Genomic DNA, 8795 nt, shown 5'->3' on the forward strand with positions numbered 1-8795 from the left:
AGAATTGATGGGGTTGAAAAAATAGATGTCGCCATTGATAAAGTAATTATTATAAAACTAAATACTAATATAAGTATTATTGCGACGATAGTGGCTCTGGAGTTATTTTTTCTAAACTCATGGCGGCTCAGTATTTTTCCTTCATCAATCATAATATTCTCCATATGGCCGCCAAGAGGATATTTCACTTGGTTGTTATAAAATCACATGAATACTTTAAATTATTATCCAACAGGGTAAATGAGCATTTTCCGAAAATGAATTAATCATCAGTTCGACAAAATAGAAATATGTGCACCACTAAATTAGGCGTGTAGGGTATCTATCGTGCTGATTATAATCAGTTAAATAATACACACTAGCGAGCTTTATAAGCTATAGGCACAATAAAGTTATTGGTATTAAACTATTTTTACCGGGATATCAGCACGGAACAGCGCTAAGAGTATGTACTATCAATAGCGATGTAAGGTAAGGCGTTGATACATTTTAACAGGATAAATCAGCTAACAAGCTAAGTGTGATGCCTTTCACGAGGCAGACTTACAGTGTAAGATGCGTGCATATTTATGTGGGTAGTTTTGGGTTTGAGTCCATCGCTGTGTCCACCAATAATTAATTAAAGACAACGACTAGAGAAAAATTCATATAAATGAAGCACATAAGAAACTTTTCTATTATTGCCCATATTGACCACGGTAAGTCGACGCTGTCGGACCGTATTATTCAGATTTGTGGCGGATTATCTGAGCGTGAAATGGCCGCTCAAGTACTGGATTCTATGGATCTGGAGCGTGAGCGTGGTATTACCATCAAGGCACAGAGCGTGACGCTTGATTACCATGCTAAAGATGGTCAAACCTATCAGCTCAACTTTATCGATACCCCTGGTCACGTTGACTTCTCTTATGAAGTTTCCCGCTCCTTAGCGGCTTGTGAAGGGGCATTGCTGGTTGTTGACGCCGGGCAAGGCGTTGAAGCACAAACGCTGGCGAACTGCTACACCGCGATGGAAATGAATCTGGAAGTGGTTCCTGTTTTAAATAAAATCGACCTGCCGGCTGCTGACCCTGAGCGTGTTGCGGAAGAAATTGAAGACATCGTGGGCATTGATGCGACTGATGCGGTACGTTGCTCAGCGAAAACTGGTGTAGGTGTACCCGATATCCTTGAGCGTTTGGTGCGTGATATTCCGCCGCCAGAGGGTGATCCTGATGGTCCATTACAAGCGCTAATTATCGATTCCTGGTTTGATAATTATCTGGGTGTTGTATCGTTAATTCGTATTAAAAATGGCTCATTGCGTAAAGGCGATAAGGTTAAAGTAATGAGTACCGGGCAGAGTTATAATGCTGAGCGCCTCGGTATTTTTACACCAAAACGTATAGATCGCGATATGTTGAACTGCGGTGAGGTTGGCTGGTTGGTGTGTGCGATAAAAGACATTTTAGGCGCACCGGTCGGCGATACATTGACTCTGACCCGTAACCCGGCGGAGAAGTCATTACCTGGCTTTAAGAAAGTAAAACCACAGGTTTATGCCGGTCTGTTCCCTATTAGTTCAGACGATTATGAAGCTTTCCGTGATGCTCTGGGCAAGTTGAGTCTTAATGACGCCTCTTTGTTCTACGAACCAGAAAGCTCCACCGCATTGGGCTTTGGTTTCCGCTGTGGCTTCCTCGGCTTACTGCATATGGAGATCATTCAGGAGCGTCTGGAGCGTGAGTACGATCTGGAATTGATCACCACCGCACCGACGGTCGTATATGAAGTGATCACCACCAGTCAGGAAACCGTTTACGTTGATAGCCCATCTAAGCTGCCGGCGTTGAACAACATCGAAGAGCTACGCGAGCCAATTGCTGAGTGTCATATGCTGTTGCCGCAGGAATACCTGGGTAACGTCATCACGTTGTGTATTGAAAAACGTGGTATGCAGACCAACATGGTTTACCACGGTAACCAAGTGGCGCTGACGTATGAAATTCCGATGGCTGAAGTGGTGCTCGATTTCTTCGATCGCCTGAAGTCGACATCCCGTGGCTACGCCTCGCTGGATTACAATTTCAAACGTTTCCAGACCTCTGACATGGTGCGTGTTGATGTGTTAATCAACAACGAGCGTGTAGATGCGCTGGCGCTTATTACCCATCGTGATAATGCGCAATACCGTGGCCGTGATCTGGTTGAGAAAATGAAAGAATTGATCCCGCGCCAGCAATTTGATATTGCAATTCAGGCTGCTATCGGTAACCACATCATTGCCCGTTCTACTGTGAAACAGTTACGTAAAAACGTACTGGCGAAGTGTTATGGCGGTGACGTTAGCCGTAAGAAGAAACTTTTGCAGAAACAGAAAGACGGTAAAAAACGTATGAAACAGGTCGGTAACGTTGAATTACCGCAAGAGGCTTTCCTGGCTATTCTGCACGTTGGAAAAGACAGCAAATAAGGAGTTTTGATGGCTAACATGTTTGCCTTGATTTTAGCGATAGCAACACTGCTGACAGGGATTATCTGGTGCTTCGAGCGGTTTAAATGGGGACCGGCTCGCCAGGCAAAAATTGCGGCAGTTAATGCGCAAACTGCGGCGATCAAGGCACAAACGGGTTGTGCTGTAGATAATAAGACTTTAGCACAGGCGGCAAGGCAGCCTGGCTGGATAGAGACTTGTGCTTCAGTCTTCCCGGTGTTAGCTCTGGTATTTATCGTTCGTTCGTTTATTTACGAACCGTTCCAGATCCCTTCTGGTTCGATGATGCCAACGCTATTGATCGGTGACTTCATTCTGGTTGAGAAGTTTGCTTATGGTATTAAAGATCCCATCACGCAAACTACGCTGATCCCTACGGGACATCCAAAACGTGGTGATATCGCGGTATTTAAATATCCGCTCGATCCGCGTTTGGACTATATCAAGCGTGTAGTGGGCTTACCGGGTGACCGCGTTAGCTATAATCCAATCAGCAAGGAAGTGACGGTGCAGCCTGCATGTAATACCGGTACTTCTTGTGATAGTGCGTTGCCAATTACTTACAGTGCATCTGAGCCAAGCGATTTTGTGCAGACATTCCGCTATAGCGGCAATGGCGAGGCTTCTGCTGGCTTCTTCCAAATCCCGACAAATCAGGCAGTGCCTGATGGTGGGGTACGTTTGCGTGAGCGCACCGAAACTCTTGGGCCGGTGGCACACCATATTCTGACCGTCCCTGGGCGTCAGGAGCAGATAGGCGCTTATTATCAACAACCTAACCAGCCTTTAGGGGTTTGGGTGGTGCCGGAAGGTCACTATTTTATGATGGGCGACAACCGGGATAACAGTGCAGATAGCCGCTTCTGGGGGTTTGTGCCGGAACGTAATCTAGTTGGCAAGGCCACTGCTATTTGGATGAGTTTTGAAAAGCAAGAAGGTGAATGGCCAACGGGTGTTCGTTTAAGTCGAATTGGTGGAATCCATTAGTATCGGCTATACCCAGATGGTGGAGTTGCAGCCAGGTAGCAAACGAGCACATCCCGATGAACCGACAAAAGTCAGTAATTCGGGTGACAAATCTGCTGGAAGTAGATTTGAACGCCGCTAGCACTGCTGCAACTTCAAGTAAGCAGGGTATTTAAACGCAGCATTATATTTCCACTCGTTGTAGAATAACCCTTCGAGCGATAAAAGTTGGCTTCTTTATGGGAGCCACTGCAAACGAAACAGTTTTGTCCTGCAATATTGGCGGATCAGACCTGTTCCGTATGCTGTAGTTTTTGACGCATTCTTGATCTATTGGTAACTCATGAACCCCATCGTAATAAACAGGCTACAGCGGAAGCTGGGCTACACTTTTCAACAGCAGGAGCTCTTGCTGCAAGCACTGACTCATCGTAGCGCCAGTAGCAAACACAATGAGCGTTTGGAGTTCCTGGGTGACTCTATATTAAGTTTCGTTGTTGCCAATGAGCTGTATCGTCGCTTTCCCCGTGTCGATGAAGGGGACATGAGTCGGATGCGTGCCACATTGGTTAGAGGAAATACACTCGCTGAAATGGCCCGTGAATTTGACCTCGGTGAATGTTTACGCCTTGGGCCGGGTGAATTGAAAAGTGGTGGTTTCCGTCGCGAATCAATTTTGGCGGATACAGTAGAAGCCTTAATTGGCGGTATATTCTTAGATAGCGATATTCATATGATTGAACGGCTGATTCTCGACTGGTATCGCAGTCGGTTGGAAGAAATCAGCCCTGGTGATAAGCAGAAAGACCCGAAAACGCGCTTGCAAGAATATTTGCAAGGCCGTCATCTGCCATTGCCCTCTTATCTGGTTGTGCAGGTTCGCGGAGAAGCACATGACCAGGAATTTACTATCCACTGCCAGGTGAGTGGCTTGAATGAACCGGTAATAGGTACCGGCTCAAGTCGCCGTAAAGCTGAGCAGGCGGCAGCGGAACAAGCGCTGAAACAGTTGGAGCTTGAATGAGCGAAGTAGAAAAAACGTATTGTGGTTTTATTGCAATTGTAGGTCGCCCGAATGTGGGTAAATCTACTTTGCTAAATGAACTGTTGGGGCAAAAAGTCTCCATCACTTCACGTAAACCACAAACCACACGCCACCGTATTATGGGGATCCATACTGAAGGGCCTTATCAGGCCATTTATGTTGATACCCCGGGGCTGCATATTGAAGAAAAACGCGCGATTAACCGCTTAATGAATCGCGCGGCAAGCAGCTCTCTCGGTGATGTGGAATTAGTGATTTTTGTAGTCGAAGGCACCAATTGGACTGCCGACGATGAAATGGTCGTTAATAAGCTGCGCAGTTTACAATGCCCGGTATTATTGGCGATCAACAAAGTTGATAACGTAACAGACAAAACCAAGCTGTTGCCCCATATTCAGTTCTTAAGTAAGCAGATGAATTTCCTGGACGTCGTCCCAATCTCTGCCGAGAAAGGGATGAACGTGGATACCATCGCTGGCATCGTGCGCAAGCTTATGCCGGAAGCGGGTCATCATTTCCCGGAAGATTATATCACTGACCGCTCTCAGCGTTTTATGGCGTCAGAAATCATTCGCGAAAAGTTGATGCGCTTCTTGGGTGAGGAATTACCTTACTCAGTAACAGTTGAAATTGAACAGTTTGTCCCAAATGAGCGCGGTGGTTATAACATCCATGGGCTGATTTTGGTTGAACGCGAAGGCCAGAAGAAAATGGTCATCGGTAATAAAGGCTCGAAAATCAAGACCATTGGTATTGAAGCCCGTCAGGACATGGAACAAATGTTCGAAGCAAAAGTGCATCTTGAGCTGTGGGTGAAAGTGAAATCAGGCTGGGCAGATGACGAACGTGCATTGCGCAGCTTAGGCTATACCGACGATCTGAAGTAAGACTCGCCAATGGACGGTTGGCAACGCGCATTTGTCCTGCATGGGCGACCCTATAGTGAAACCAGTTTGATGCTGGATTTATTTACTGAAGGGGAAGGCCGCATGCGGGTGCTGGCCAAAGGTGCGCGGGGTCGCCGCTCCAATCTAAAAGGCTGCTTGCAGCCTTTTACGCCATTATTGGTTCGCTGGACCGGGCGTGGTGAAGTTAAAACCTTACGCAGTGCTGAGCCAGTATCACTGGCTCTTCCATTGACTGGCTCTATGTTGTATAGCGGTTTATATGTCAATGAGCTGCTTTCCCGCGTGTTAGAACATCAAACCAATTACTCTGCTTTATTCTTCGATTATCTGCATTGCTTACAGGCTTTGGCAGGCAGTGATGGATCGCCCGAATATGCCCTGCGCCAGTTTGAATTGGCGATATTGGCTCATCTTGGCTATGGTGTGGATTTTCTCCACTGTGCGGGGAGTGGTCAGCCGGTGTCAGAGACCATGACCTACCGCTATCGGGAAGAAAAAGGATTTATCGCCAGCTTGGTGGTTGATCACTATAGCTTTACTGGCCGCCAATTATCGGCTTTGGCTAACCGTGAATTTCCTGATGCCGATACTTTACGTGCAGCCAAGCGCTTCACCCGCATCGCCCTCAAACCCTATTTGGGGGGTAAACCGTTAAAAAGTCGCGAACTGTTTCGTCAGTTTGTGATTAAGCCACCAGCGGATCCAGTGCCGTAGTAGCAATACCTTCATGTTTTAAACTGCCCATCATCAACTTTCCCGTACAGTAACCTATCCGCTGACAGTCTAGTCGGTGTAAACTGCAAGGCACTTATGCGTTTAAGGGCCGGTTTTTGCGTGCTCATTGACCTATTAAAGATGCATCCATATCTGGAGGGCTGTCATGGCTGATTTGTTGTTGGGCGTCAATATCGATCACATTGCGACATTACGAAATGCACGTGGGACCATTTACCCCGACCCTGTTCAGGCCGCGTTTATTGCCGAGCAAGCGGGTGCCGACGGTATTACCGTGCATTTACGTGAAGATCGCCGCCATATCACTGATCGAGATGTACGCATCTTGCGCCAAACTATCCAGACCCGCATGAATCTGGAGATGGCGGTTACCGATGAAATGGTTGATATTGCTTGTGAGTTACAACCGCACTTTTGCTGTCTGGTGCCGGAAAAACGCCAAGAAGTTACCACCGAAGGCGGGCTAGATGTTGCCGGTCAACTCGATAAAATGACCATTGCGGTGAGCCGATTATCTGAGGCCGGTATTCTGGTGTCACTGTTTATCGATCCCGATATGCGCCAGATTGATGCAGCCGTTACCGTGGGTGCCCCTTATATTGAAATCCACACCGGTGCGTACGCAGATGCCACCACCGATTTGGTGCGTCAAGCTGAATTAGTGCGTATCACCAAAGCTGCGACCTATGCCGCAGGCAAAGGGTTGAAAGTGAATGCCGGTCATGGCCTGACCTATCACAATGTGCAACCGATCGCAGCCTTACCAGAGATTCATGAGCTGAATATCGGCCATGCAATTATTGGTCAGGCCGTAATGACGGGCCTTGCAGCTGCCGTTACTGAGATGAAAGTATTAATGCGGGAAGCGCGTCGTTAATGGCGATTTTGGGTTTAGGCACTGATATTGTTGAAATTTCAAGGATTGAAGCGGTGGTGGAGCGCAGTGGCGAAAAACTGGCGCGGCGTATCCTTAGCCCATCGGAATGGCAGCACTATCAGCAGCATCAGCAGCCAATTCGTTTTCTGGCAAAACGCTTTGCCGTTAAAGAGGCCGCGGCCAAGGCATTTGGTACTGGTATTCGTAATGGCTTGGCATTTAATCAGTTTGAAGTTGTTAACGATGCACTGGGTAAGCCGACGCTGCGTTTACATCAGCGCGCGGCAGAATTGGCCGCTGAGCTGGGTGTCAAATCCTTACATGTAACGTTGGCCGATGAACGGCGTTATGCCTGCGCGACCGTAATTATTGAAAGCTAGGCCCGTTTTAGCCGCGAATAGTGGTGAAAGAGAGCAGGGGCGTGCATGCGAATGCCGCCCTTTTTGTTATGCGCGAGTATATTGTTGGTATTAAAAACGAGTCTTGCTGCGGGGATTACAAACGTTCGGCGTGATGCAGTTGGACAAACTTATCCCACAATTGTTCGTTACTCTCAACCCAGGCAGGATCGATAGCAATCGTATTATCGATAGGACAGACCAACTGGCAGGTTGGTGTTTCGTAATGACCGACACATTCCGTACAGCGCATCGGATCAATCTGATAGATCTCTGCACCCATGGAAATTGCCTCATTAGGGCATTCCGGCTCGCACATGTCGCAATTAATACATTTACGAGTGATCAACAGGGCCATGCTTTCTCTTACCTTAGGTCGGGTATTCTCAACTGCGGGGGATTATACCCCTCTGCTATCCTTAGACCAGTTTTTTTACCAGTGCCGCACTGTGCTTAATATGATCCTGCGCGCTTTCCAAGTCTTGTTGGATCATCGCCATAAATAATAGATCAGTCAGAGCATATTGCGCGGTACTTGAGGAGATCGCGGCACTGCGAATCGCGGGTTCTTCCGAAATGGTATATAAGCAATGATCGGCACGTTGCTGCAAACTGTTGGGGGAAAAACTGGTCAATGCCAGCACTTTGGCACCACAACGCTGTGCCTCTTCAGCCGCCAGATTTATCTCACGGCGTTCGCCGCTAAATGAGATAGCCAGCAGTAAATCCCGTGCATCCAATGCTTGTACTGCGGCCAGTTGTGCATGCATATCGGTTTCGGAGACCGCCATAATGCCTATTTTCAGTAACTTATAAGCCAGATCTTTTGCCACCAGCCCCGAAGCACCAATACCGGTTAGAATAATCCGTCGTGCCGACAATAACATCTCTAATGCTTGCGTAAGTCGTTCTTCACTATTGATATCCAAGGTGGCCCGTAGTGCTGCGGCTTTCTCGCTCAGGAGTTTTTCCCCAACGATTTTTAAACTGTCAGTGCTCAAGATCTGATTATGCAGTGTCACTGCCTGTGCCGGGGCCGCGACAATTTCACTCAGGGCCAGTTTTAGCGCCGGGAAGCCTTTATAGCCTAATTTTTGGGCAAACTTAACCACTGCAGATTGGCTAACCCCGGTTTGCAGCGCCAACTTTTGCGAACTAAGATGACGTGCCTGCTCAGGATTAGTGAGCAGAAAATCGGCTAACTTACGGTCATTTTGTGCCAGCGTTGGATAAAGCTGACGAATGCGAAGAAGACTACTCATAAATCAGTTCCTGAATGCGGGAGAGCTTAATAATACCCGGAAAGACTCAAGATAAAGGGCAAGTGATGGAGCATAGCACCCTTTTTTGCTGATCATTCGATGAATGGCGCAAGAAAATAGTCGCTTTATAG

9 protein-coding genes are annotated in these 8795 nt (G+C 47.4%); 7 read left to right on the forward strand and 2 right to left on the reverse strand.

Annotated features, from left to right (window positions below):
- Positions 1-652: 652 nt before the first annotated feature.
- The 7 genes from lepA (at position 653) to acpS (ending at position 7384) form a co-directional block, all read left to right on the forward strand.
- Positions 653-2452, forward strand: a complete 1800-nt coding sequence (gene lepA, locus V2A85_RS19520) for a translation elongation factor 4 (protein ID WP_083163131.1) — start codon at positions 653-655, stop codon at positions 2450-2452.
- A 9-nt stretch (positions 2453-2461) separates the two neighbouring features.
- Positions 2462-3460 carry a signal peptidase I gene (lepB, locus tag V2A85_RS19525; RefSeq protein WP_083163133.1) on the forward strand — a complete coding sequence of 333 codons (999 nt, stop codon included), beginning with the start codon at positions 2462-2464 and terminating at the stop codon, positions 3458-3460.
- A 322-nt stretch (positions 3461-3782) separates the two neighbouring features.
- A complete protein-coding gene (gene rnc, locus V2A85_RS19530; protein ID WP_083163135.1) occupies positions 3783-4463 on the forward strand; it encodes a ribonuclease III in 681 nt (226 codons plus the stop codon).
- Positions 4460-5371: a GTPase Era gene (gene era, locus V2A85_RS19535; RefSeq protein ID WP_083163137.1), complete on the forward strand. Its 912-nt coding sequence runs from the start codon at positions 4460-4462 to the stop codon at positions 5369-5371. The genes rnc and era overlap by 4 nt, the downstream gene beginning before the upstream one ends.
- A gap of 9 nt (positions 5372-5380) precedes the next feature.
- Complete coding sequence (gene recO / locus V2A85_RS19540; protein WP_083163139.1) at positions 5381-6106, forward strand: DNA repair protein RecO; 726 nt, start codon at positions 5381-5383, stop codon at positions 6104-6106.
- 166 nt (positions 6107-6272) lie between these two features.
- A complete protein-coding gene (gene pdxJ / locus V2A85_RS19545) occupies positions 6273-7004 on the forward strand; it encodes a pyridoxine 5'-phosphate synthase (RefSeq protein WP_083163141.1) in 732 nt (243 codons plus the stop codon).
- Positions 7004-7384: a holo-ACP synthase gene (gene acpS, locus V2A85_RS19550; protein WP_083163143.1), complete on the forward strand. Its 381-nt coding sequence runs from the start codon at positions 7004-7006 to the stop codon at positions 7382-7384. The genes pdxJ and acpS overlap by 1 nt, the downstream gene beginning before the upstream one ends.
- Positions 7385-7499: 115 nt before the next feature.
- On the opposite strand, the gene V2A85_RS19555 is transcribed toward acpS, so the two are convergent.
- On the reverse strand, positions 7500-7760 hold the full coding sequence (locus V2A85_RS19555) for a YfhL family 4Fe-4S dicluster ferredoxin (RefSeq protein WP_032906988.1): 261 nt from the start codon (positions 7758-7760) through the stop codon (positions 7500-7502).
- A gap of 61 nt (positions 7761-7821) precedes the next feature.
- Positions 7822-8664: a MurR/RpiR family transcriptional regulator gene (locus V2A85_RS19560; RefSeq protein ID WP_372559695.1), complete on the reverse strand. Its 843-nt coding sequence runs from the start codon at positions 8662-8664 to the stop codon at positions 7822-7824.
- Positions 8665-8795: the final 131 nt, after the last annotated feature.

Source organism: Yersinia sp. 1252 StPb PI, from assembly GCF_048593885.1.
Lineage (GTDB): Bacteria > Pseudomonadota > Gammaproteobacteria > Enterobacterales > Enterobacteriaceae > Yersinia > Yersinia enterocolitica_E.